The sequence below is a fragment of the Sphingomonas adhaesiva genome, from assembly GCF_036946305.1.
Classification (GTDB): domain Bacteria; phylum Pseudomonadota; class Alphaproteobacteria; order Sphingomonadales; family Sphingomonadaceae; genus Sphingomonas; species Sphingomonas adhaesiva_B.
In genome coordinates, this window is record NZ_JAQIJJ010000002.1 from 661,095 (window position 1) to 680,616 (window position 19,522).

Below are 19,522 nucleotides of genomic sequence, written 5' to 3' on the forward strand. Positions count from 1 at the left end.
TGGGTCTGATCACCCCGCCTTCGTCATTCCCGCGCAGGCGGCGATGACGAAGGTGGCGACGGTACGCTGGCGGAACGAATCCCCGCATCGCGCGCTTGTCGCCGCATGACGTTTGCCGCATGGATCGACGGATGAGCGCGGCGGCGGATTTCTCGGCGGATTCGGGTGATGGCGGGGCGCAGGTGCTGCGCTTCACCGGAGATTTGTCGCTGGCCCGGCTGGGCGATCTTCCCTCGCGGCTGGAGCGCTACGACGGCGCGGTCGCGAGCGTCGACCTGTCGCAGGTGGAGCGGATCGACACGATCGGCGCCTGGGTGGTCCATCGCTTCGCGCGCGAGCGCAAGGCGGAGGTGACGGGGCTCAGCGGCGACGCGCAATATCTGCTCGATCAGGTCGTCGCCGCCGATCAGCCGGTACAGATGCGCCCGCCGTCGCGTTCCTCGTTCCGGCGCGTGCTGGGGGAGATCGGCGATGCCACCGCGCATTCGGCACGGACCGCGCTCGGGCTGCTCGACTTCATGGGCGCGACGCTGATCGCGTTCGGCGCGGTCATCCGCCATCCCAAGCGCTTTCGCTTCAACGCCACGGTGCAGCGGTTCGAGGTGGTCGGCGTCTCCGCGCTGGGCATCATCGGGTTGATGAGCTTCCTGATCGGGATCGTCATCGCGCAGCAGGGCGCGGTGCAGCTGCGCCAATTCGGCGCGGAGGCGTTCACGATCAACTTGGTCGGGCGCATCACGCTGCGCGAACTGGGCGTGCTGATGACCGCGATCATGGTCGCGGGGCGTTCCGGCTCCGCCTTCGCGGCGCAGCTGGGCACGATGCAGCTGACCGAGGAGATCGATGCGATGCGCACCATCGGCGTCTCGCCGATGGAGGCGCTGGTGCTGCCGCGCACGATCGCGGCGATCGTGCTGATGCCGCTGCTGGGCTTCTATTCTTCCGTGATCGCGATCATCGGCGGCGGGCTATTGTGCTGGTTCGCGCTCGACATCCCCCCGGTGGCCTATGTCGCGCGCATTCGCGAGGTGGTGCCGATCACCGACCTGTTCGTCGGCCTGATCAAGGCGCCCGTCTTCGGCGCGATCATCGCCATCGCGGGCTGTTTCCAGGGGATGCAGGTGAAGGGCGACGCCGAGCAGGTGGGCCTCAAGACCACGTCGGCGGTGGTGCAGGCGATCTTCATGGTGATCGTGGTCGACGCCTTCTTCGCGGTCTTCTTCGAACAAATCGGCTGGATCTGATGGCCGGCGGGCGCGACGACGAGGCGATCATCCGCGTGCGGGGGCTGCGCAACAGCTTCGGCGAGCAGGTGATCCACGACGATCTCGACCTCGACGTGCGGCGTGGCGAGATCCTGGGCGTGGTGGGCGGGTCGGGCACCGGCAAGTCGGTGCTGATGCGCTCGATCATCGGGCTGCAATCGCCCGACCGCGGCGAGGTGGAGGTGTTCGGTGAGCCCACGCTGGGCCGGACCGAGACCGAGACGGTCGACATCCGCAAGCGCTGGGGCGTGCTGTTCCAGGGGGGCGCGCTGTTCTCCACGTTGACGGTGGCGGAAAACGTGCAGGTGCCGTTGCGCGAATTCTATCCCGGGCTGGACCTGTCGCTGCTGGACGAAATCGCGTCGTACAAGGTGGTAATGACCGGGTTACCCGCAGATGCGGGGCCGAAATTCCCGGCGGAACTGTCCGGCGGCATGAAGAAGCGCGCCGGCCTCGCGCGTGCGCTGGCGCTCGATCCGGAACTGCTGTTCCTCGACGAGCCGACCGCGGGACTCGACCCGATCGGCGCGGCGGCGTTCGACGAGCTGACCGCCTCGCTCCAGAAGACGCTGGGGCTGACGGTGTTCCTCATCACCCACGATCTCGACACGCTTTACGCCATCTGCGACCGCGTCGCGGTGCTGGCGGACAAGCGCGTGATCGCGGTGGGGACGATCCCGGAATTGCTGGCGATGGACCATCCGTGGATCCAGGAATATTTCAACGGCCCGCGCGGGCGCGCCGCGGTCGCGTCGCAGAAGGATGCCGGCGTGCACCATGACGACGCGCCGACCGAAACAGTGCGGGCAACGGGGACAGACTGATGGAAACGCGATCGAACCATGTCCTGGTCGGTGCCGTCGTGCTGATCCTGCTCGCGATGGTCGCGATCTTCACGGTGTGGATCGCGCGCGTGTCGGGCGGGGCGGAGCGCGAATACGACATCTTCTTCCGCCAGTCGGTCGACGGGCTGGCCAAGGGATCGTCGGTCACCTTCTCCGGCGTGCCCTCCGGCCAGGTGAAGACGATCGCCTTATGGAAGCCCGATCCGCAGTTCGTGCGCGTGCGCATCAGCGTCAACGACGACACCCCGATCCTGCGCGGCACCACCGCGACGATCCAGGGCAGCTTCACCGGCACCAGCACCGTCAGCCTCGACGGCGCGATCAAGGGCCAGGCGCCGATCGCATGTCCGGAGCAGAATGCGCAGAACGTCTGCCCGCTGGGTGTGCCGGTGATCCCGACCAAGACCGGCGGGATCGGCGCGATCCTCAATTCCGCGCCGCAGCTGCTGGAGCGGCTGTCGACGCTGACCGAACGGCTCACCGGGATGCTCAGCGACCGCAACCAGGCGTCGATCGCGGGCATCCTCGACAATACCAATCGCCTGACCGACGCCCTGGCCGATCGCGGCCCGGAAATCGCCGCCACGCTGGCGCAGACCCGCGTCGCGATCGCGCAGGCCGGGACCGCGGCGGAACAGATCGGGCAGCTGGCGGAGACGACCAACGGCGTACTGGCGCAGGACGTCAAGCCGACGCTCGCCAATCTGAACGAGACGATCAAGTCGGCACGCGAAAGTACCGACACGCTCAACGCCGCGATCGGCGATGCGCGACCGGGGCTGACCACCTTCTCGAAGCAGACCATCCCGCAGATCAACCAGCTGGTCCGCGATCTGCGCGTCACCGCCGCCTCGCTGTCCGCCATCTCGGAACGCGTCGAACAGGGCGGTGCCGGTTCGCTGATCGGCCAGCAGAAGCTGCCGGAATATAAGGGGAAATGACCGTGCGTCGGATGATCGCCAGCGGCTCGCGCCACCTTCTCGTCATCGCCGCGGCGCTGCCGCTCGCCGGCTGCCTCAGCTTCGGGGGCAAGCCGCCCAAGCAGTTGCTGACGCTCGCGGCCGCGTCGCAGCCGCAGCCCGGCGTCGAGCAGACGTCGAGCGCGGCGAGCGCGATCGTCGTGCAGGTGCCTGCCGTGCCGCAGTCGATCGCCAACACGCGCGTGCCGGTGCAGTCGAGCGACACCACGATCGCCTATGTGAAGGACGCGCAATGGGCCGAGCCGCCGGCGCGGCTGTTCGCGCGGTTGCTGGCGGACACGGCGACCGCGCGCGCCAAGATGGTCGTTCTGTCCCCGGCGCAGTCGTTCGGTGCTCCCAGCGCCGACCTGGCGGGCGAGCTGCGCAGTTTCGGGCTGGACGCGACCCGGCGCGAGGCGGTGGTGATCTACGACGCCGCGCTGACGCGCGCCGGTCGCACCGAGGTGGAGAAGCGTCGCTTCGAGGCGCGCGTCCCGGTGGCGGCGATCGACGCGCTGTCGGCAGGCGCGGCGCTCAGCCAGGGCGCCAACGATGTCGCGGTACAGGTGGCGGACTGGCTGCGCGCCGGCCGCTGACCCCGCTTGCGTCCCGCCGCCCGCTCCACTAGGGCGAGCGTCCCGGGTATGCGGAGCGGTGGCCGAGTGGTCGAAGGCGCTCGCCTGGAAAGTGAGTATACGGCAAAACCGTATCGAGGGTTCGAATCCCTCCCGCTCCGCCAACCGGCCTTCCGTGGCCGTCCCCATACGTCCACAATCCCTTGATTTCTGCGGGTTTCCTAGGCGATATGGTGCCTCGGGATGGTCGCACACGTTCACAGGCGTTCACCCGATGCCATGGCACATCGCATGGCATCAGACTGCGGAAACATGGTATCGGGGAAAAGACGGTGCTGAACGACGCCAAGATCAAGGGTGCGAAGGGCAAGGACAAGGCCTATCGCCTCGGCGATTCCGGCCAGCTCTATCTGCAGGTCACGCCCACAGGCGGGAAGCACTGGCGGATGAATTACACCTACGGCCGCAACTCGGCCGGCAAGCCGGCGCAGAAGACGCTGGCCTTCGGGTCCTATCCCGCCGTCACCCTGCTTGATGCGCGGGGCCAGCGCGATGCCGCCAAGGCGCTGCTGCGCGAGGGCAAGGATCCAGCGGTCGAGAAGCGCGTCGTCAGCAAGACGCGCGAGGCGGCGAATCAGAACACGTTCGAGGTCGTCGCCGGCCGGTGGTTCGAACTCAACAGCGGCTGGTCGATCGAGAAGCTCGACGCCTACCGCGATGCGCACGGAGGCAAGTGGTCGCACCGGACCGCATCGAACTGGCGGACGTCCGATGCCCCGTGGTCCGACGTGCACAGCGCCGACGTGATCACCAGCCTCGAGCGTGACATCTTCCCCCACATCGGCGATCTGCCGATCGCGACCATCAAGGCTCCGAAGCTGCTGGAGGTCCTGCAGAAGGTCGAGAAGCGCGGCGCCATCGAGACGGCGCATCGGCTCCGCCAGCGCTGCTCCGCGGTCTTCGTCTACGGCATCGGCGCCGGCCTGTGCGAAGCGGACCCCGCCGCAGGACTGGGCGCGACGCTCAAGGACGTTCCGAAATCGAAGAAGCAGCCCTCGATAGTCGACGGCATCCGCGACCAGGACGCGCGCATTGCGGCCGTCCGCAAGATGCTGACCGAATGCGAGGCGGAGCGGTGCCGCGCCACCACCAAGCTGGCGCTGCGCTTCATCGCGTTGACGGCGGTGCGGCCCAACGAGGTGCACGGCGCGCGGTGGGACGAGATGGAAGGTCTCGACGGCGACGAGCCGACCTGGACGATCCCAGCCGAGCGCATGAAGGGCGACAAGGACCGGAAGAGCGAGGACGAAGGCGAGCACATCGTGCCGCTCTCCCGCCAGGCCGTCGACGTCCTGAACGCCGTGCGGAAGCTGACCGGGCGCCTCCAGCTGATCCTCCCCGGCGAGCGTCACCTTCACAAGCCGATGTCGGACAACACGCTGCGCGCGCTGCTGATCCGCGCCGGCTACTACCAGCGGCACGTCCCGCACGGCTTCCGGGCGGCGTTCTCGACGATCATGAACGAGCGCGCGGACCGGGAATGGCGCGAGAGTGGCCACAAGGGCGCATCGCCTGATCGTGCCATCATCGACCTGATGCTCGCCCACGTTCCCGGCAACAAGGTCGAGAGTGCCTACAACCGAGCAGCGTATCTGCCGCGGCGGCGCGAGCTGGCGCAGGAATATGCCGACATCATCCTCGACGGCTTCTGTCCGGCGGCGGATCATCTGGGCGGACCGATCCGCTACGCGGCGACGGGGCCGGGCCGCCCATGAAGAAGCTCGATCCGGTCGAGGCCCTAGCGGCGATGAAGGCGAAGTTCGACGAGGCCGATCTGGGCGTCGCGTTCCGATCCGCCCACGGGATGAGCCAGGAGGACTGGATAGCGCAGCAGATCGCAGGCGGCGCGACGCCGGGCTCGGCGACCAATACCGCTCGCAAGATGGCAAACGCGGCGTTGGTTGGCCGTCGGCTGCGCGAGCAGCAGCATCAGATGAGCCTGGGACGCGCCTACTCCACCGCAGGTGAGCGCAATAAGATCGATCGAGGCGAATAGCCCTCAACCCGTGGGACCGCGCCACTGCTGCCCATGTCGCGCGAAGTTCGCCTCAATCTCCGCCACCCGGCGGCGCTGCGCCGTCGTCGCGGCGGCCATGACGCGATTGAACGCCGCGGGCTTCATTGTGCGCAGCTGTGCGTAGTCGCTGTCGCGCCGCATGCGAACCTTCCAGTCAGTGGGCCGATATTCGATCCCGGCGGTCCCGAGGCGCCAGAACAGCATGGCCACCTGCTTCGGCGTGAACGCCCCCTTGTCGTCCACGAACTCGAGGAACGAGCGTGCTTCGAAGGTGCGGTCCTTCTGTTCGAGCTTAAGCAGCGCGGTCATTACCCGTCGCTTGCGGGCGTCCTCGACCAGACCCCGTCGATGCTTGTCGACGAGCCGCCCCGTGTCAGCGGCGTCGATCCGACGCCCCTGCTCGTCGATCCCACCGATGTCGAACCGCTTGATGCATTCGGAGCCGACGAGGAGAGAGGCGGCCGTCTCGCGGTTTTCAATTTCAAAGTGATACCGCAGATCCTCTTGCCCGCAGAGTTCACACGTCCCGTCTGTCGCTTCGAGGTCGAAGAACCTGCCGGTGTATGCCCACTCGTTCAGCGCTGCGGCCAACGTCCGCGATTTGCTGTGCGGCATGATCGCCGCTGCCGCGCGTTCAGCCCAGCCGCTCACGGCTATGCTTCCTCGACTGCGTATCGCGTCTCGTCGATTCGCTCGCGATAGTCCTGGGTTAATGCCTCGCCGATACCAGCGAGGCGGCGGTCATGCGGGCGCACCAAGCGGGCGCTCAGGTTGAAATTGGGATACGTCCCAGCGATGCGCGGATGCATTGTCGCGGCGACGTTGACGTCAGTTTCGCTGATGTAGCGTCCCGCCCACTTTTCGATGATGTGCTTCAGTGGAAGATACTTCCGCGGTGCGGATGCGATCGTCTTCTGAGCATCCAGCCACTCGTAAGCCAGCCTAATACAATCATTATGCTCGTGGTGCGGCTGATCAGTATACTTGGTTCGCGTCTTGGCAGCGTCGATCTGCTCATCGGTCAACATGATTCGCTTCTCCCTGCCCGACATGGTCGCGCAGCGTCGTAGATCTCGCAAGGGAGGCAGCGCCCAGCATCTATGACGTCCGGGCCTGACGCTGATCCGCGCGCCATTCCATCACCTCCCGGCGGCTCCACCGGCTGGCATGTCCGCCCGGCTTGTAGCGCTGGGGGAACCGCCTTGCGCGCTCGAGCCGGTAGATCATGGTCTTTCCGATCCCGGCGAGCCGCTTGACCTCCTCGAGGGAGATCAGGTCGTCGTCGGGCTGGCTTTCGGTGGTGTCGGTGGTCACGGCGGTCCTCGTCGTCTTCGGCTGGCGGTCGGTGGTGGCGGCGGTGGCGATCATGGCGGCGGCTGGCCGATCTCGATCTCGTCGATCGAGAGGCTGGCGGTGGTGTCGTGCAGGAGGTCGAGCAGTTCACGATCCCCGTCCTCGCCGACCTTCTCGTTGAGGCTGCGGGGGCCGAATGCGCTGGCCCACTGCGAGAAGGCTCGACCGACGTAGGCGTCGCAGTGGTCCTTGATGCTTTCCAGCGTCAGGTCGCCCTGCATGACGGCGAGGCAGAGTTCGGAGATCACCTCTTCCCGCACGGACCTGTCGATGCCCCGGGGGACCAGCGCGTTCACCTTGGCCACCAGATCGCGGCCGCTCTGCGCACCTTCGCTCGGCCGTTTGCGGCGGCGGAGATCAGACAGCCGCCTACTCTTCTGCTCAGGCGTGAAGTCGGAGAGCACCCGCAGGATCGCATGCTCCGAGATGTCGAGCCCGGCCCGGATATGGACCACGTTGACGCCGTCGAGCAGCATCCGGTGCACGGCGCGGTAGAGGGACGGCTCCATAGGAGCGGCGCCGCGCCGGCGCTCGCCGGTCTCGTAGGTCTCGATGCAGAGACTGACGTGCCCGAGGCGTCGGCCGCAACCGCAGGCGACTCCGTTGGCGAACAGATCCTCCCACACCGGCGTCGCGTATCGGCTCACGGTCTGCGGGCTGAAGCCAGTCCGCCGACTGATCTCGTTGCAGGACATGCGGCCGCGCACCAGCCGCTCGATCCGCCTGACATCTTGGCGGGACAGCGCGAAGGCGGCGTTCGCGATGCAGCCGCCGGAGTGCCCGTTCGGCTGGCCGCACCGGCACAGGCCGAGGTTCACATCCTTGCGCTTGAGCCTGCGCAGGTGCGACCAAACCGAGTGGACGTGGAGATCGACGATCGGCGCTATCTCGACGGCTGAATAGCCCGCTCTGTAGCGGCGCTTGATCTCCTCGTGCGCGTCCCCGTTGCAGGGCCCGCCATGCCCTCGCGGAGCGCCGCACGGGCAGGTGTCGGGCAGCTTGTCGGCTGCGGCGAGCTCTAGGCCGATCAGCCGCACGTTCTTGGCGGGGACGCCGGTTTCCTTCCAGATCGTCTTCGCGCCCTTGCCTTTTCGGAGGCCGGTCTCGACCACCCTCCGCAGCTCCGGTGACAGGTCGCGCACCGCCTGGTCCGCATGTTGACCCTTGTGTCCGCGCACCTTCCCGCAAGGGCAGTGCGTCGGCATCTCGCCGGCGTCGTCGAGCAGCTTCCGAACGACCTGGACGGAGCGGAGCGGAACATTGAGCGTCAGCACTACATGGCGGTCCGCCCAGCCGGCGCGGAGCATGTCGGCGATCGCGGCGCGCTCGGCTGCCCGCAGGCGGCGCGCGCGCTTTCCCTTGGCCGCCCGACCGGGGATGTCGGCGCGAGTGAGGTCGATCGTGTCGACCTTCTTCGACAGGTTGCGCCGATACATCGACACCGCCGACGCGTTGACGCCCAGCCGGACCTGGATGTCGCCGGTCGCGCGCCCCTCCCTAATCATGGAGCGCAGCTGCTCCTGCCCCTCCGGCGTCAGCCAGCCGCGATCGTCGCGTGGCGCCGGCGTGAAGCCGCGGCGCTCGCACATCGCGATCAGGACGAGGTTCGAGATCGTCGTGTCGGGGAAGCCGAGCCGACGGCCGATCTTCGCGAACCCCCATCCAGCTTCGTGCAGCCGGACAGCCTCGTCCAGCATGGCGCCTTCCAATCGTGGTGCTGTCGCTAGGCCGCAGGCCGGCGGCGCGAGCCCGAGCTGCGCGACCTTTCGGTCGAGATCATGCCACGAACGGTGCGGCTGGCTCTGCCGAGCCGCTTCGATGCCGGCGCGCGCATAATCGTGACGGAGGGCGTCCTCGTCGGCTGGCGTCCAGACGGGGGTCTTCGGACGGGGCATCAGCCGAGCGACCCCGTAGCCACGCCGCCCAGAGTGTAGGCGGGATCGGGACGGCGCAGGTCGAGCTTGGCGACGACGGTGGCGCCGCGACGAAGCCGGTCCATCTGCTCGGCAAGCGCAGGATCCTGGCCGTCGCGCTCGGCGATCGCACGCACCGTGCGTCGGCGCGCCTCCGCCTCGTTGCCGTCCACCTCGCGCAGGATCGAGCGGTAGAGGATGAGGTTGACGCGACCCACCGGCAGCCACGCCGCGCGGACGTTCGCCACCCGGCCCTTGCCGCGGCCCAGCCGCTTCGCGGCCGGCAGCTGCTCGCCCCTGGCCTGCAGCTCGGCGCGCAGGTCGTCCCGGACACGGTAGGCGGTGCAGGTGCCGACGTTCGCCATCAGCGCCGCCCTGCTGACCGGCACGCCCTCCATGATCAGGCCGCGCAGCTTCGCGACGGACGACGCGGGGACCGAGGCGACGTGGCCGGTCACGGTCACGCGCTTGCCGGTGGCGTCGCATCCGGGCAGGCACTCGCCCTTTCTGCGAAGCCGCTTCACCATCCTGCCGCGGATGCGCTGCACGTGGGTCTTCGACACCCCGACCTGGTCCGCCACCTTGGGGCCGCCGAGGCCGGTCATCAGCAGCCGCTCGACCTCGCGCACTTTGTCGCGCGGGATCCGCGCGCCGCTGTAGGCCTCGCCGCCGCCGGCCGGGGGCAACGGGGCCTTGCCGCGCGCCTTCAGGTCGGCGGCGTAGCGGCGGCGCTGCTCGGCGATCGTCGAGGCGGACAGCCCCAGCCGCAGCTGGATGTCCACCGCCTTCAGGCCCTTGCGCAGCAGCAGCCGCAGGCGCTCCAGGCCGCTGGCCGTCATGCGACCGTGCTCGTCGCGCTCGGCTGGCGTGAACCCCTTCCGCGGACAGAGCGCGATCAGGACGGCGTTGCATGCCGAGGACTCGGCGACGCCGAAGTGCGCGCCGATCCGGGCGAACGACCAGCCGTCCTCCTCGCGCAGGCGGATCGCCTCCTCGAGCCGGTCGCCCTGCAGCTTGGGTTCGGGGGCCTTTCCGATCACCGGGGAGCGCAGCGCGAGCTTGTGCGCCTTCACCTGGATCGCGTGCCACGACCGGTCAGGCAGCGCGTCGCACGCGCCGGGTAGCCCTTCGCGCGGGTAGACGTCCTGCAGGATCTCGACCTCGGACTTGGCCCAGGCGGGCGCTTTCGGCCGGCCCACGGCTACTTCCTGAACCCGAACGTGCGCGCGTCGACGCCGGCGGCGTCCACGGCTTCGATCAGGCGATCGAGCTCGTCGTCGCTGAACGTGCGCAGCGTGCTGGAGAAGACGACCGGGCGCAGCAGCGCGTCGGTCAGGTGGCGGTCGAGGTCACGCTCGGCGAGCATTGCCTTCGCGGTGCCGCGTCCGCCTGTGGCGATCGTGTCCTCGACCGAGAGGACGCGATCCACCATCGTGACGATCGAATTGTCGGGCCAGAACTTGAGCGCGGCGACCGTCAGGAGCGTTCGGTCGGCGGGGCTGAGCGCATCGCCGCCGCCGAGCGTGTGCACGGACAGGACGAGCGCGTCGAACAGGCCCGCATCCCAGGCGGCGCGGGTGCCGCGCGGGCTGGTGATGATGATTGCAGGCATCTTTTCCTCCATCGTGGTTTGACCACGACGGGCGTTCGAAGCCTTCCAGGGCAGGACGGGCGCAAGCATCACGGATGACCCCGCCTGGTGATCGCCGTCCAGCGACCGCACACCCAGTCGCGGTGCACCCTCGGGCAGTGGGACGCGCCATGCGCGTCCTTGCTCATCGGCAGGTGCAGCCGCTGCGGCGGGCTTTCGGTGCAGACGCCGACCGCGTCGGCGTCCGCCTCCGAGGTGGGGAGCGTGCGCGGCTGGTCGAGGTCGCGGCGATCGACCGGCGGCTGGTCGGCACGCCCCGACGAGTACGGGCGCAAGTGCAGGCACGTGGCGCAGGTCGCCTCGAAGAACCGCGGGCGGCCGAAGCGCGCGCGTTCGGCGGCAGCCTGGGCGTTGCGGATCTCGCCGTAGAGTTCGAAGGCTGCCTCGTCGTCCCAGCAGTAAGGGTCGTCGGGATCGGTCTTGCCCTTACCCATCGCGACAACGGCCTTGTAGAGAGCCGTCGCCATGGCATCGGCGGCGTAGCGCTCCTGTGCGTTGAGCGGGGTCGGTGGAGTCGCCACAATCAGCCCTCCGCCCGAATCAGGCCGCGCGAGGCGACCTCCGCCAGCAGGGTCCCGTCCGGCACCTTAGACAGGTCGACGGCAGGCAGCACCAACCGGACGGCGCGCGTCTGGTTCGGCTCGCGCCGGATCAGCTGCTGGCGCTCCAGGCTCTCCAGCAGCCGGTGCGCGCCCGACCTGGACGCGACGCCCACGGCGCTGGCCATCTCGGCCAGCGTCGGTGCCACGCCGTCGTGATCGGCGAGATACTGCTCGATGAAGCGCAGAAGCTGGCGCTCGAGGTGCGTCATGCCGGCTCTCCCGCCGGCAGGTCGACCACCTTCGCGGCGGCGCACATGACGCGGGCGGTCATCATCCCCGCCATCTGGGCGAGATCGGTGGCCCACGCCTCGAAGTCGGTGACCGTATCCAAGAAGTGGACGGCGGCGTCCTCGCCCTCGGCGACCTGCCCCTCGATGAACTGGATGGTCTTGGCCTTGTCCATCGCGCCCAGCAGGACGCATTGCTGAATCCCGCGAACTTTCCCGGGCAACTGGTCACGAAGCATCGCGGCGGCCTCGCCCGCGGTGAACAGCGCGCCGAACTCCTGCTCGGCGAGGATCGTCGTCTCGCTCATGGGTCAGTCCTCCAGCTCGGCGGTGCGGGTGCGACGGCGGTTCCAGGCCAGCATGGTGTGGCTCTTGAACATCGGGCCGATCGCCTCGTGGTCGACGTCGGCCACCTCGGCGGCCATGAAGTCGAACAGCGTCTCCATGCCGACCAGAAGCGCCTCGCGCTCATCCTCGGGCCGGACGTCGCTGCTCTCCAGCACGTCGGCGACGGCCCAGATGTGATATTGCAGGATGAGGGCGTCGGCCCAGCACAGCGGCACCTGGTAGAGCATCGCCACGCGCAGGGCGTCGGTTTCAGCGCCGATCTTCTTGCGGGCGTCCTCGTACCGGAACTTCAGCGTCTCGCTGTCGGGGTCTCCATCGACGAGCTCGTTCTCGGCCGCCTCGACCTTCGCGTCCGCCTTCCAGGCGGCCTCGTAGCGGTCGTGCATCGCGCCGAGCGGCGTGATCGGCAGCGTGGCGGGTGCGGGGCCGGCCACGATCAGGCCGCCTTCTTCATGCGGCGATAGGCGTCCTCGACCTGTCCCCACATCCAGTCCGGATGTCGATCCCAGATGGCGCTGGTCTCGTCGGCTGCGTGGCGCAGGCGGGCGAGATACGACAGGTCGTCTTCGACCTGGCGCTGGCGCACCTTGATCAGGCCGTTGAACTCGATGCGGCTCAGCGTCCGCGTCGACTTGATCACGCCCTCCTCGCCGCCGAGGACGTGCGCGGGCCGCAGGTCGAACAACGACTGCTGGCCGGTTGCGAAGGCGTTGATCGCGGCGTCGCGCACCTTGACCGCGTGCTGCTTGATGCGGCGTGCGAGATCCTGGCGAACGATGGTTTCGACCGCGAGCGGATCAGCCATGACCTGCGGCAGCGCTGCCTCGACAGCGGCGTCCCGATCGAGGACGCCGCCCTTCTGGTGCTCGGCCGTCACGTCGGCGACGATGTTGGCAATGCTCATCACAGCTTCTCCAGCATGGTGGCGAGGGCGCGCTGGCGGGCGGCCTCGGCCTCGGGGAACAGGGTCGCGAAGGCCGCCATCCAGGCGGCTGCGCGGGGGACGATCTCGTCGGGGACGCCGCGGCCGACGTGCTGCGACCAGATCGCCGCGAAGTCGGCTGGCGCCGGCGCTTCGGCGATCGCCTGGACGGCCTGCATCACAACATCGCGGCGCTGGGCGGCGTCGAAGTCGAACGCGATCGGCTCGTCCTCGACGGCCGGCTCGGGATCCACGTCGTTCGCGGCGGGCGGCGGCGACGCTTCACCCTCGTCCAGTCCCGACGTGAGCGTGAGGATCAGGGTGTCGCCCTCGATCTTCCAGTTCGGCTCGATCGCGGTGATGTCGCTGTACTCGCCGCGCGCCTCCGCCAGCGCGTGCTCCCGCGCCTCGGCGATGCCGATCTCGGCGACGACCGCGGCGGTCTGAACGTCGGCACCCGCGCGCAGTTCGCCCAGCAGCGTCCGCAGCTGGACGCTGCCCTTAACCGGCGCGGGTGCGGGCGGCGGCGCGGCGGCCCGCTCCCGGTTGATCCCGGCGACATCCATCTCGAACGTCTTGCCTCCGCGCGACACCGTGCGCTTCTGCGGCTCAGCGACAGATGGCGGCGGGCGCAGCCGACCGACCATGCCGGGGTCCACGTGCGCGATCCGGGCGAGCTCGCGGTCCGACTTCTTCGACCACTCCTCGTCGCTGACCAAGGTCAGCACCGCCTGGCGCTTGTCCGCGTTCGTGCGGCGGTAGCCATGGCTCGCGTTCGCGCCGATCGCGTCGAGCAGCGCGTCCCGCCGGGTCCCGGGGCGCACCTCGGTGTCGATCGCGATCTGCTGGATCAGGTCGGCGGCCATCACGCGGTGGAAGCCATCGGAGAGCCAGTAGTGCGTGCCATCGTAGCGTGCGCGGACTGGGGGGAACTTGTCCCCGCGGCCCATCGCCTCGGCGTAGTCCTTCGCGACGTCTATGCTGACCTGCGCGCGGATCTGCGTGCCGCCGTCGCGACGGAGCAGCGACACCGCGACGCGGGTGACTTCGGGGGCGCTCATGCCCACGCCTCCAGCACGAGCCACCCGTTGTCGGTGCGGCGACCCAGCATCCGGACTGCTCGCTTAATCTGCCGGTCAGCACGCAGTCGGCGGCGCACATCGAAATAGACGCGTCCCGCGCGCACCACTTCCTCGACCTCGTCAGCCGTGCCGTGGATGAAGGCTCGCGGCATCCCGCCACCCTCGGTCAGCTCGCCTTCCGGCGTGATGAGGATGCGACCGCCCGTCCGCACGAAGTCGCGCACCGCGCGCGTGGTCGCGGCGGCATCGGTGCGGCGCTCGTCCCAGAAGAGGTGTTCGCGCTGAAGGACGTGCATCAGCACGTCACGGCGACCGTCCTGCTTCTCGAGGTCGTCGAAGAGGTAGAAGGCCCAGCGGCTGCGATGGCGCACCTGCGGATCGCACGGGAGGCCGAACGTCAGATCGCGCTCGCCATCGCGGGCATAGTGCAGAAGGACCGAGCCGCCGATCTCGCGCAGATGCTCGCGCCACCGCTGCACGTAGCCCACATCGTCCTGGTCGTCGGTGAACGGCTGGAGGTCGGCGAGCATGTCGTCGATCGGCGCGACGTGCCGCATGTCGGGCCCGTCCTCGGGCATGCGCTGACCCGGCGCCGGGATAGGCTCGTCGGCGGTCGCGACGTGCGTCGGCAAATCGGCCTCGACCATCGGCGACGGCGCCGAGAGCGCAAGTGCGGCGCTCATGCCGCGCGCGCCCACGTGCCGCGCGCGGTGCGGACAAGGCCCAGCTCCTCCGCCTGGTGCTCCTGATAGGCGACCAAGCCGTTGACCGGACCGAGCGACTGATCGGCCCCATAGACCGGGCGCATCGCGAGAATGGTGCTCGCGTCATCGCACGGATGCTCCCCGTCGATGTCGAGCGGGTCACCGGCGGGATCGTCGTCCTCAAGATCGCAGTCACCAGCGCGCGCGTCGAGCAGGTCGATGGCGGTGGCGGCGATCGCCTTCAGGTCGGCGGTGTGGAGCGTGGACAGCAGCGCGCCGATGTCGATCGGCGGGGCCGCGGGATGCGATTGTAGAGCCATCGGACAACCTCCTGCGCGTTCAGCAGGATCGGCCCGGCGGCGTGTTCGGCCGCTGTATCAGTCGTCGCGAGGCGCGCCGGCTAGACCCTGCCGTTCACCGCCTTCCCGCCAAGGGGTCTAGCAGCGAACGACACAAAGCATAGCCATATGGCCTTAACCATGGAAGCGAAAAGCTAGCCTAATGGTCTAGTTCTGTTTCAGAGAGCTGAAACCTGCCACACCACGCGGCCTATAACCGTGAAGGGCTGCTGCCCGAGCAGGATCGGCTGGTGTTCTGGGTTGGTAGAGACGGGCTCCAGGCGGAGAGGCTCAGTCCGGAAGCGCTTGAAGGTGGATTCGCCGTCACCGTTCAGCACGGCGTAGATTTTCCCGTCCCGCAGCTCGACGTCGTCCGGATCGACGACGATCAGCGCATCGGGGCCGACGAGCATGTTCATGCTGTCGCCGTCCGGCGTCAGGGCGAAGGCGTTCTCGCCTGCGCCTGGGACCGGCACAGCCCCATCAGGATCTTGGATCGCCTCACGCCAGCTGCCGGCGGCGATCCTGCCAAGCATAGGCACCATTCGCATGGGAGGCTGCTGGAGCGAGGCGCTCTCCCCGTTGATGATCTCGATCGGCGCCACGCCCAGCGCGCGAGACAGGCTCGCGAGCATGTCCATAGAGAGGCCCCGCTCGGCCCGCTCGAGCTTGGCAATCGTGGTGAAGTGCACGCCGACCCTCGCGGCCAGCTGCTCCTGCGTCATCCCGCGCGCCTTGCGCAGGTCCCTCACGTTGTTCTTAACCCGATGCGCTCGCGCCACCGTCGATCTCCGCACTGTACATCCCGTCTTAGCCAAACGGCTAAGGAGGTGCCATACGGAAAGGAGGTTAATGGTCTTGCCCAATTTAGCCATATGGCCTAGAACGGGACGCATGACGCTAGCCCAATACCTTCAGGACAACGGCATTTCGTTCTCCGAGTTCGCGCGCCGCATCGGCACGCCACACGGCCGCACAGTCGAGCGCTACGTCAAGGGGACGCGTGTGCCGACCGGGCGCATGATGGCAAAGATCGACAAGGCCACCGACGGGGCGGTGACGGCGAGCAGCTTCTTCGAGCCGACGCTCGAGGTAGCCGTCGCGGGATCGTAGGTCATGGGCGGCAAGCCGAGGGGGGCTCGGCGCGGGGGCAGCCGCCTCGATGACGCGCAGTTCCGGCGCGCGGTCGAAGAGGCGCGCAACAGCTTCAACATCTCGGACGTGGTCGGCCGGCGCACGACGCTCAAGCGGTCGGGCACCGAGCATTACGGCCTGTGCGTCTTCCATAACGAGCGATCTGGATCGCTGTGGTGAACGACGCCGACGGCCTGTATCACTGCTTCGGCTGTGGTGCGTCCGGCGACATCATCCGCTTCGTCATGGAGACGGAAGGATGCTCGTTCTTTGAGGCGCTGGAGTGGCTAGGCGCGTCCGATCTTCCCGTCGTGCTGGAGGAGGAGCGCGTCAAGCGCGCCGCCGAGAACGCGGCCGCGCGTGCCGCGGCGATCGGCGAGGCGGTCGAGATCTGGGAACGCGCGCGCGACTGGCGCGGCACGGCGGCGGAGACATACGCACGGGTGCGCGGCATCGCCATGCCGCTGCCGCCGTCGATCCGTTTCGCAATGACGCCCAGGTGGCGCGATCGCGAGACGGGCGAGGTCGGTCCGGACATGCCCGCCATGGTCGGCGCGATCACCAAGGGCGACGAGCTGGTCGCGGTCCAGTGCATCTTCCTGCGGGACGGCGGCCGGGCGAAGGCGAACGGCAAGCGCCCCAAGCTGTCGCGCGGTCGAATCCTCGGCGGCGCGCTGCGGCTGGACCATGGTCGGCCGCCGTCGTCCGAGGTGATCATCACCGAGGGCCCCGAGGACGCGCTCAGCCTCGCGCAGGAACTGCCGGACAAGCGCGTGTGGGCGTGCCTCGGCACGGCCATGATGCCCGCGGTCGAGTTCCCGCCCGAGATCAAGCGGGTCATCATCGCGGGGCAGAACGATGATGCCGGGCGGCTGGCCGTCCGCACCGCGGCGGCGGCACTCGTCGACCGGGGCTATGACGTCGGCACGATGTGGCCGGCCGACGGCTTCAAGGACTGGAACGACCAGCTGCGGAACATCCGCGCATGACGGCAGCGTTCAGCCGCCAGTATCAGGAGGCCGACCGCATCCCCGGTCAGCCCATCCCCATCAAGCCGCCAGTCGCCGCACCAGGCGCGTTCCCGATCGATGCCCTGACGCCCCGCCTGCTCGCCGCTGCGCGCGCGATCGCATCGCGCGTCCAGACGCCCGAGGCCACGGCCGCCAATTCGGTACTCGCCGCCGCCGCGCTGGCCGTTCAGCCCTACGTCGACGTCGAACTGCCGACCGGCGAGGTGGTGCCGACATCCATCTTCATGGTGACGGTGATGGGATCGGGCGACCGCAAGTCGTCGTCCGACAAGCTGGCTCTTCGCGCGATCCGCGAGCGGGAGAAGGAGTTGCGCGACGCCTACGCGGTCCAGCAGTCGTCGTTCCTCGCCGACCAGTCCGCCTATGCCGCCGCGAAGAAGAAGGCGATGAGCGGCAGCAAGGACCGCGAGCAGATCCGCCAGGCCATCGAGGCGTGCGGTCGCGAGCCGTTCGCACCCGCGCAGCCGTTGCTGACGACCGACGATCCCACGGTGCAGGGGCTGCAGAAGCTGTTCGGCGAGGCCATGCCTTCGCTCGGCCTGTTCTCCGACGAAGGCGGCATGGTCCTCGGCGGCCATTCCATGACGGAAGAGAACCGCAGCGCCACCGGCGGCGCGCTGTCGAAGCTGTGGGATGGCGCCCCGATCAAGCGCGTCCGCGCATCGGAGGTGGTGACGTTCCTCGCCGGTCGGCGGCTGTCCCTCCACCTCATGCTGCAGCCCCGGATCGCGCGGAAGCTGTTCGGCGATGCCGATCTGAAGGATCAGGGCCTGCTGTCGCGCATCCTGATCTGCCAGCCGTCATCCTTGAAGGGCTCGCGCACATGGCGCGATCCCGACCCCAACGACGGCGAGCTGATCGATCAGTTCTCCCAGCGCATCTACCGGCTGCTCAGTTCGCCGTGGCCGATGGACCCGGACAGTCGCGAGCTGTCGCCCCGGCTGGTGCCGTTCAGCGCCGCGGCCAAGGACATGTACGTCCATTGGTATAACGCGATCGAGGCCGAGCAGCGGCCCGGCGGGATGTTCGAGGAGATCAGCGGCTTCGCATCTAAGCTGCCCGAGCACTCGGCGCGGCTGGCCGGCGTCATGGCCTATTTCGAGGATCGCAACGTGCAGGAGATCAGCGCCCAGGCGCTGGCTGCCGCGATCAAGCTCTCGAAGTTCTACGTAGAGGAGTTTCTGCGGCTGATCGGGCTTGGCACCTCCGATCAGGACAGCGAGAACGCCGACGCAATCATCACGTGGATCCGGAAGACAGAGCATCGGATCGTCGGCAAGCGCTGGCTCAGCCGCAACGTGTTCCCTCGCGAGCTTCGGCCCGCGCCCGTCCTCACCCGCGCGATCGACCTGCTGATCGAGCACGGCCACCTCGTTCCAATCAAGGGCGGTGCCGAGATGGTCATCGACGGCACCCCGAACTTCTACCGCGACGCTTACACCGTCGTGCCGGACGACGACGCATGACCGGCTTCAACTTCGACCCCGATCGGTTCGTCGGGCGCGAGCCGGCGACGCCGCCGGCGGCGGCCGAACCGGCCCCGGTTCATGCCGATGCGATCCGCGGGACCGTCCCCGGCCTTCGCGAGCGCGACTACCGCGACCTGCCGCGCGACTGGGCGGCCGGACTGCGCCGCATGAACACGATGGACATGCCGCGTGGCGCACGGCGCGAACGGTGGGCCGAGCTGGTCCTCGATGCGCACCGGTTCGCCTGGGGTTTCTACGACACCGCACTCGAGCGCGGCTGGTCGCTGGAGACGCTGTTCGGGTTCAACCCGTCCGAGCCCTTTCAGGACGAGGCCGGGCTCATCTTCCAGATCCGTGGCGAGCGCGTGATCGCCCTCATCAAGGACGATCGGGACAGGTCCATCGCCGCGATCGGCAAGGGGGTCGAGCAGGGCTACAGGTATTTCTACCAGCGCCCAGTCGCCAACGCGCAGCTGATCTGGACCGCGAGGTCGATCGGATGACGGCCCCACTGTCGCACGGTGTCGCACGGTGTCGCACAAACGTTTCAGGATGGGGGGGACGCTCCCCCTGGGCGACGAAGTGGCGCACTCTGTCGCCAAAAGTCGCACCGATCCCGACCGTTGCCCGAAAACGACGGAATACCGCGGGTTTCAACCCGATCGGAGAACGACTGTCGCACCGGAGTGCGACGGCAGTGCGACGCTTGGGGGTGCATCTGGCCGACCGATTGGCCGTGTTCCCCATCCGTTCAGCGATCGGGGCATAAAAATACCCGCCTGGCAGGTGCTGCGGCGGGTGCTGGGGGGCGGGGTGAGGGGTAAGCGCCGTAGGCGCGTATACCCCTCCCCACCCGCACCGTCAACCAGCTTGGGGTTCGGAGATCAAATCCACATGTCACAGGTGAAACGATGATGGCGGTATTTGCCGTCGAGCCGCCGCTCGGCACCCGCATTCTGCTCGACGACCAGGTGTACGACCTCGTCGCAGCCGAGCCCTACACCCGGAAGACCGACGGTCAGCCCTC

26 protein-coding genes and 1 tRNA gene are annotated in these 19,522 nt (G+C 68.4%); 12 read left to right on the forward strand and 15 right to left on the reverse strand.

Annotated elements, in window-relative coordinates; translation table 11 throughout:
• Nucleotides 1-131 precede the first annotated feature (131 nt).
• The 7 genes from PGN14_RS03400 to PGN14_RS03430 all read left to right on the forward strand — a co-directional run bounded on the left by PGN14_RS03400 (nt 132) and on the right by PGN14_RS03430 (nt 5,700).
• Nucleotides 132-1,244 (forward strand): ABC transporter permease, encoded by a 1,113-nt coding sequence (locus PGN14_RS03400; protein ID WP_335298053.1) that lies wholly within the window; start codon nt 132-134, stop codon nt 1,242-1,244.
• Nucleotides 1,244-2,089 (forward strand): ABC transporter ATP-binding protein, encoded by an 846-nt coding sequence (locus PGN14_RS03405; protein ID WP_335297984.1) that lies wholly within the window; start codon nt 1,244-1,246, stop codon nt 2,087-2,089. The genes PGN14_RS03400 and PGN14_RS03405 overlap by 1 nt, the downstream gene beginning before the upstream one ends.
• Nucleotides 2,089-3,051 (forward strand): MlaD family protein, encoded by a 963-nt coding sequence (locus PGN14_RS03410; protein ID WP_335297985.1) that lies wholly within the window; start codon nt 2,089-2,091, stop codon nt 3,049-3,051. Before PGN14_RS03405 ends, PGN14_RS03410 begins: the two co-directional genes overlap by 1 nt.
• The gene (locus tag PGN14_RS03415; RefSeq protein ID WP_335297986.1) at nt 3,048-3,665 is read left to right on the forward strand and encodes an ABC-type transport auxiliary lipoprotein family protein; all 618 of its coding nucleotides are present in this window, start codon (nt 3,048-3,050) and stop codon (nt 3,663-3,665) included. Before PGN14_RS03410 ends, PGN14_RS03415 begins: the two co-directional genes overlap by 4 nt.
• 52 nt (nt 3,666-3,717) lie before the next feature.
• Nucleotides 3,718-3,808: transfer RNA gene (locus PGN14_RS03420), tRNA-Ser, on the forward strand.
• Nucleotides 3,809-3,976: 168 nt separating this feature from the next.
• Nucleotides 3,977-5,419 carry a tyrosine-type recombinase/integrase gene (locus PGN14_RS03425; protein WP_335297987.1) on the forward strand — a complete coding sequence of 481 codons (1,443 nt, stop codon included), beginning with the start codon at nt 3,977-3,979 and terminating at the stop codon, nt 5,417-5,419.
• The gene (locus PGN14_RS03430; RefSeq protein WP_335297988.1) at nt 5,416-5,700 is read left to right on the forward strand and encodes a hypothetical protein; all 285 of its coding nucleotides are present in this window, start codon (nt 5,416-5,418) and stop codon (nt 5,698-5,700) included. The genes PGN14_RS03425 and PGN14_RS03430 overlap by 4 nt, the downstream gene beginning before the upstream one ends.
• Before the next feature lie 3 nt (nt 5,701-5,703).
• On the opposite strand, the gene PGN14_RS03435 is transcribed toward PGN14_RS03430, so the two are convergent.
• The 15 genes from PGN14_RS03435 to PGN14_RS03505 form a co-directional block, all read right to left on the reverse strand.
• The gene (locus PGN14_RS03435) at nt 5,704-6,372 is read right to left on the reverse strand and encodes a hypothetical protein (RefSeq protein WP_335297989.1); all 669 of its coding nucleotides are present in this window, start codon (nt 6,370-6,372) and stop codon (nt 5,704-5,706) included.
• Between the two features lie 2 nt (nt 6,373-6,374).
• Nucleotides 6,375-6,749, reverse strand: coding sequence for a hypothetical protein (locus tag PGN14_RS03440; protein WP_335297990.1), 375 nt, complete (start codon nt 6,747-6,749; stop codon nt 6,375-6,377).
• 70 nt (nt 6,750-6,819) lie between these two features.
• Complete coding sequence (locus PGN14_RS03445; RefSeq protein WP_335297991.1) at nt 6,820-7,089, reverse strand: helix-turn-helix transcriptional regulator; 270 nt, start codon at nt 7,087-7,089, stop codon at nt 6,820-6,822.
• Complete coding sequence (locus tag PGN14_RS03450; RefSeq protein ID WP_335297992.1) at nt 7,086-8,969, reverse strand: hypothetical protein; 1,884 nt, start codon at nt 8,967-8,969, stop codon at nt 7,086-7,088. Before PGN14_RS03450 ends, PGN14_RS03445 begins: the two co-directional genes overlap by 4 nt.
• Nucleotides 8,969-10,186, reverse strand: coding sequence for a hypothetical protein (locus tag PGN14_RS03455; RefSeq protein WP_335297993.1), 1,218 nt, complete (start codon nt 10,184-10,186; stop codon nt 8,969-8,971). Before PGN14_RS03455 ends, PGN14_RS03450 begins: the two co-directional genes overlap by 1 nt.
• A 2-nt stretch (nt 10,187-10,188) precedes the next feature.
• A complete protein-coding gene (locus tag PGN14_RS03460; protein WP_335297994.1) occupies nt 10,189-10,710 on the reverse strand; it encodes a hypothetical protein in 522 nt (173 codons plus the stop codon).
• Nucleotides 10,668-11,159, reverse strand: coding sequence for a hypothetical protein (locus PGN14_RS03465; RefSeq protein WP_335297995.1), 492 nt, complete (start codon nt 11,157-11,159; stop codon nt 10,668-10,670). The genes PGN14_RS03460 and PGN14_RS03465 overlap by 43 nt, the downstream gene beginning before the upstream one ends.
• A gap of 2 nt (nt 11,160-11,161) precedes the next feature.
• Complete coding sequence (locus PGN14_RS03470; protein ID WP_335297996.1) at nt 11,162-11,449, reverse strand: LexA family protein; 288 nt, start codon at nt 11,447-11,449, stop codon at nt 11,162-11,164.
• The gene (locus PGN14_RS03475; RefSeq protein WP_335297997.1) at nt 11,446-11,775 is read right to left on the reverse strand and encodes a hypothetical protein; all 330 of its coding nucleotides are present in this window, start codon (nt 11,773-11,775) and stop codon (nt 11,446-11,448) included. The genes PGN14_RS03470 and PGN14_RS03475 overlap by 4 nt, the downstream gene beginning before the upstream one ends.
• Nucleotides 11,776-11,778: 3 nt before the next feature.
• Entirely contained in the window at nt 11,779-12,249 is a 471-nt protein-coding gene (locus PGN14_RS03480) for a hypothetical protein (protein ID WP_335297998.1), read from the reverse strand.
• 2 nt (nt 12,250-12,251) lie between these two features.
• Entirely contained in the window at nt 12,252-12,719 is a 468-nt protein-coding gene (locus tag PGN14_RS03485; RefSeq protein ID WP_335297999.1) for a hypothetical protein, read from the reverse strand.
• Entirely contained in the window at nt 12,719-13,798 is a 1,080-nt protein-coding gene (locus PGN14_RS03490) for a hypothetical protein (RefSeq protein ID WP_335298000.1), read from the reverse strand. Before PGN14_RS03490 ends, PGN14_RS03485 begins: the two co-directional genes overlap by 1 nt.
• Nucleotides 13,795-14,502 carry a hypothetical protein gene (locus PGN14_RS03495; RefSeq protein WP_335298001.1) on the reverse strand — a complete coding sequence of 236 codons (708 nt, stop codon included), beginning with the start codon at nt 14,500-14,502 and terminating at the stop codon, nt 13,795-13,797. The genes PGN14_RS03490 and PGN14_RS03495 overlap by 4 nt, the downstream gene beginning before the upstream one ends.
• The gene (locus PGN14_RS03500; protein ID WP_335298002.1) at nt 14,499-14,843 is read right to left on the reverse strand and encodes a hypothetical protein; all 345 of its coding nucleotides are present in this window, start codon (nt 14,841-14,843) and stop codon (nt 14,499-14,501) included. The genes PGN14_RS03495 and PGN14_RS03500 overlap by 4 nt, the downstream gene beginning before the upstream one ends.
• A gap of 197 nt (nt 14,844-15,040) precedes the next feature.
• Nucleotides 15,041-15,757 carry a LexA family protein gene (locus PGN14_RS03505; RefSeq protein WP_335298003.1) on the reverse strand — a complete coding sequence of 239 codons (717 nt, stop codon included), beginning with the start codon at nt 15,755-15,757 and terminating at the stop codon, nt 15,041-15,043.
• On the opposite strand from PGN14_RS03505, the gene PGN14_RS03510 reads away from it, so the two are divergent.
• From PGN14_RS03510 to PGN14_RS03530, 5 genes are read left to right on the forward strand one after another with little or no spacing between them, the layout of a single operon-like run.
• On the forward strand, nt 15,756-15,974 hold the full coding sequence (locus tag PGN14_RS03510; RefSeq protein ID WP_335298004.1) for a helix-turn-helix domain-containing protein: 219 nt from the start codon (nt 15,756-15,758) through the stop codon (nt 15,972-15,974). The genes PGN14_RS03505 and PGN14_RS03510 overlap by 2 nt on opposite strands.
• 3 nt (nt 15,975-15,977) lie before the next feature.
• The gene (locus PGN14_RS03515) at nt 15,978-16,175 is read left to right on the forward strand and encodes a CHC2 zinc finger domain-containing protein (RefSeq protein ID WP_335298005.1); all 198 of its coding nucleotides are present in this window, start codon (nt 15,978-15,980) and stop codon (nt 16,173-16,175) included.
• Nucleotides 16,172-16,984, forward strand: a complete 813-nt coding sequence (locus PGN14_RS03520) for a DUF7146 domain-containing protein (protein WP_335298006.1) — start codon at nt 16,172-16,174, stop codon at nt 16,982-16,984. Before PGN14_RS03515 ends, PGN14_RS03520 begins: the two co-directional genes overlap by 4 nt.
• A complete protein-coding gene (locus tag PGN14_RS03525; protein ID WP_335298007.1) occupies nt 16,981-18,492 on the forward strand; it encodes a YfjI family protein in 1,512 nt (503 codons plus the stop codon). Before PGN14_RS03520 ends, PGN14_RS03525 begins: the two co-directional genes overlap by 4 nt.
• Nucleotides 18,489-18,998, forward strand: coding sequence for a hypothetical protein (locus tag PGN14_RS03530; protein WP_335298008.1), 510 nt, complete (start codon nt 18,489-18,491; stop codon nt 18,996-18,998). The genes PGN14_RS03525 and PGN14_RS03530 overlap by 4 nt, the downstream gene beginning before the upstream one ends.
• Nucleotides 18,999-19,522: the final 524 nt, after the last annotated feature.

Excerpts from the sequence above, each read along its gene's own strand:
- PGN14_RS03400 (WP_335298053.1), top strand. The coding sequence starts at position 132 with ATGAGCGCGGCGGCGGATTTCTCGGCGGATTCGGGTGATGGCGGGGCG.
- PGN14_RS03405 (WP_335297984.1), top strand. The coding sequence starts at position 1,244 with ATGGCCGGCGGGCGCGACGACGAGGCGATCATCCGCGTGCGGGGGCTG.
- PGN14_RS03410 (WP_335297985.1), top strand. The coding sequence starts at position 2,089 with ATGGAAACGCGATCGAACCATGTCCTGGTCGGTGCCGTCGTGCTGATC.
- PGN14_RS03415 (WP_335297986.1), top strand. The coding sequence starts at position 3,048 with ATGACCGTGCGTCGGATGATCGCCAGCGGCTCGCGCCACCTTCTCGTC.
- PGN14_RS03430 (WP_335297988.1), top strand. The coding sequence starts at position 5,416 with ATGAAGAAGCTCGATCCGGTCGAGGCCCTAGCGGCGATGAAGGCGAAG.
- PGN14_RS03440 (WP_335297990.1), bottom strand. The coding sequence starts at position 6,749 with ATGTTGACCGATGAGCAGATCGACGCTGCCAAGACGCGAACCAAGTAT.
- PGN14_RS03445 (WP_335297991.1), bottom strand. The coding sequence starts at position 7,089 with ATGATCGCCACCGCCGCCACCACCGACCGCCAGCCGAAGACGACGAGG.
- PGN14_RS03450 (WP_335297992.1), bottom strand. The coding sequence starts at position 8,969 with ATGCCCCGTCCGAAGACCCCCGTCTGGACGCCAGCCGACGAGGACGCC.
- PGN14_RS03470 (WP_335297996.1), bottom strand. The coding sequence starts at position 11,449 with ATGACGCACCTCGAGCGCCAGCTTCTGCGCTTCATCGAGCAGTATCTC.
- PGN14_RS03475 (WP_335297997.1), bottom strand. The coding sequence starts at position 11,775 with ATGAGCGAGACGACGATCCTCGCCGAGCAGGAGTTCGGCGCGCTGTTC.
- PGN14_RS03485 (WP_335297999.1), bottom strand. The coding sequence starts at position 12,719 with ATGAGCATTGCCAACATCGTCGCCGACGTGACGGCCGAGCACCAGAAG.
- PGN14_RS03490 (WP_335298000.1), bottom strand. The coding sequence starts at position 13,798 with ATGAGCGCCCCCGAAGTCACCCGCGTCGCGGTGTCGCTGCTCCGTCGC.
- PGN14_RS03495 (WP_335298001.1), bottom strand. The coding sequence starts at position 14,502 with ATGAGCGCCGCACTTGCGCTCTCGGCGCCGTCGCCGATGGTCGAGGCC.
- PGN14_RS03500 (WP_335298002.1), bottom strand. The coding sequence starts at position 14,843 with ATGGCTCTACAATCGCATCCCGCGGCCCCGCCGATCGACATCGGCGCG.
- PGN14_RS03510 (WP_335298004.1), top strand. The coding sequence starts at position 15,756 with ATGACGCTAGCCCAATACCTTCAGGACAACGGCATTTCGTTCTCCGAG.
- PGN14_RS03505 (WP_335298003.1), bottom strand. The coding sequence starts at position 15,757 with ATGCGTCCCGTTCTAGGCCATATGGCTAAATTGGGCAAGACCATTAAC.
- PGN14_RS03515 (WP_335298005.1), top strand. The coding sequence starts at position 15,978 with ATGGGCGGCAAGCCGAGGGGGGCTCGGCGCGGGGGCAGCCGCCTCGAT.
- PGN14_RS03525 (WP_335298007.1), top strand. The coding sequence starts at position 16,981 with ATGACGGCAGCGTTCAGCCGCCAGTATCAGGAGGCCGACCGCATCCCC.
- PGN14_RS03530 (WP_335298008.1), top strand. The coding sequence starts at position 18,489 with ATGACCGGCTTCAACTTCGACCCCGATCGGTTCGTCGGGCGCGAGCCG.